Raw genomic sequence first — 2,030 nt, forward strand, 5'->3', positions numbered from 1 at the left:
AAAAAACAAAACCTGAAGCGATAAGCAAAGCCTAGAAAACTAAACTTAAGCTATTGTTAAATAACAAATTAACTTGAAATACTTTATATAAAGCTAATATTAAAAACTAGCCTTTCAATCTAAGGTATGAAGAAAGGAGCCAAAAGTTCGTCAACACAAACAAATAAAACCGTCATATTTTTGCCTGTTTATGCTGACACTCTATCCCTGAGTGTTTGTAAGCGCTCCGGCGTTCCAACATCGAGCCAATAGCTCTGGATACGCTCACCACCAACTCGCTGTGCTTCAATCGCAGTTCGTAGCTGAGGGCCCAATTGCGAAGGGCCAGGTTTTATATCCTTAAAGAAATCTCGGTGAAACAAAGCAATTCCGGCATAGGTCAGGTGCTTGCCATCATTTGTATTCGCTGACAACTTACCGCTACTTTGTAAGACAAAATCCCCTTTTAAATTGTGCTCAGGATTATCCACTAGCGCGAGATAAGCCTCCCGCGACTCATTGTGAGTAGAAGCGTTATTCAGAAATTCAGCAATATTCAACTCACTATAAACATCGCCATTGATAAGCAAAAACTCTGGCTCGGCTTCGTCCGTCAACATTGAAAGCGCTTGAACAATACCACCCGCCGTTTCCAGAAGTTCAGATTCGTGACTGTAATGTATACGTAGGCCCCACTTTTCGCCATTCCCCAGGCTAGCCGGAATTTGCTGAGCTAACCAATGCGTATTAATCACCACATCTTGAATACCTGCCGCAGCGAGCTTCTCTAAGTGAAATTCGATCAGGTACTTCTCACCTATCCTCAATAAAGGCTTGGGGACATGCTCCGTCAAAGGCCGCATACGCTTGCCAAGGCCTGCTGCAAGAATCATCGCTTTCATGAAGAAGCTCCCAGCTTTTCTGATAGCCCAGGCAATACCCTCTGCTCAAGAAAGTGAGTCAGCTCCTGAAACTCAGGGTAAGCCGCACTGACTTTAACGATATACTGCACCGTTCTTGGAATATCATTCAAATAGCCATGCTTTCCATCTCGCAGGGATAGACGAGCAAAAATACCGGCCGCTTTCAGATGCCGCTGCATGCCCATTAAGTCGAAATCTCGTTTGAACTGTTCAAAGCTCGCTTGTCGCTCAGCCGAATCACTCAATAAGTCGTAAAAGTCTCTGCACCAAGACTCAAGCTGCTCGTTTGGCCAAACGATGTAACAATCACGAAGCAGGGAAACCAGGTCGTAGGTGTTAGGACCTTGCACCGCATCCTGAAAATCGATTATTCCCAGCTCTTCACCAACCACCATCAAATTTCGCGCATGATAGTCACGATGGACAACGACTTGTGGTTGAGCCAAAGCACTTTCTTCCAAAGCATGAAAGCTTGCCTTTAAAAGCTGCCTCTCGTCTTCACTCAAATCAAGACCAAGCTTTTTCTCAAGCAACCAGTCTGGGAACAGGGCCATTTCCCGTTGCAGCAGTGCACTATCATAGAGTGGTAGAGCATAATCATTTGCTGGCTTAAGACTTTGGATCTTTAGCAGCGCCTTCATGGCTTGCGCATAGTGTTTATTACCACTTTCTATCACCGGGCTATCGGGATTCAGGTAAGGCAACAATAGCTCATCTCCCAAATCGCTTAATAATAGAAAGCCTTTATCCAAATCAACTTTTATCAAAGCCGGAACATTGACCCCTTGCTCTCGCCAACTACGTGCCAAGCAAACAAAGCTATTAGAGTCTTCCTTTTCAGGGGGAGCATCCATTGCGATTAAAGACTGGCCGGGCTGTTGAAAGCGGAAGTAGCGCCTGAAACTTGCATCGCCCGAGACAACCGAGAGCTCGGCTTTTTCTATCTCCAATGCTTCGGCAACCCAGGTACAGAGTGCTTGATACCGTTGATCCATCAATTAATCCTAATGTGTTTTCTTCTATTGAGTTGAATAAGACTTTATCGCTTTGGCTATGTATGCGTCAGTGTATATGACTAAGAAAGGCATGACCTTCATTCGCTGCGGCTATCCTAATCAAATTATATGT

Annotated in this window: 2 protein-coding genes; both read right to left on the reverse strand. The window is 44.7% G+C overall.

Annotated elements, in window-relative coordinates; all coding sequences use genetic code 11:
- Window positions 1-188 precede the first annotated feature (188 nt).
- Window positions 189-881: an N-acetylmuramate alpha-1-phosphate uridylyltransferase MurU gene (gene murU / locus A3761_RS20320; protein ID WP_068508882.1), complete on the reverse strand. Its 693-nt coding sequence runs from the start codon at window positions 879-881 to the stop codon at window positions 189-191.
- The gene (locus A3761_RS20325; RefSeq protein ID WP_068508884.1) at window positions 878-1,897 is read right to left on the reverse strand and encodes an aminoglycoside phosphotransferase family protein; all 1,020 of its coding nucleotides are present in this window, start codon (window positions 1,895-1,897) and stop codon (window positions 878-880) included. The genes murU and A3761_RS20325 overlap by 4 nt, the downstream gene beginning before the upstream one ends.
- Window positions 1,898-2,030 lie beyond the last annotated feature (133 nt).

Source organism: Oleiphilus sp. HI0123 (assembly GCF_001635315.1).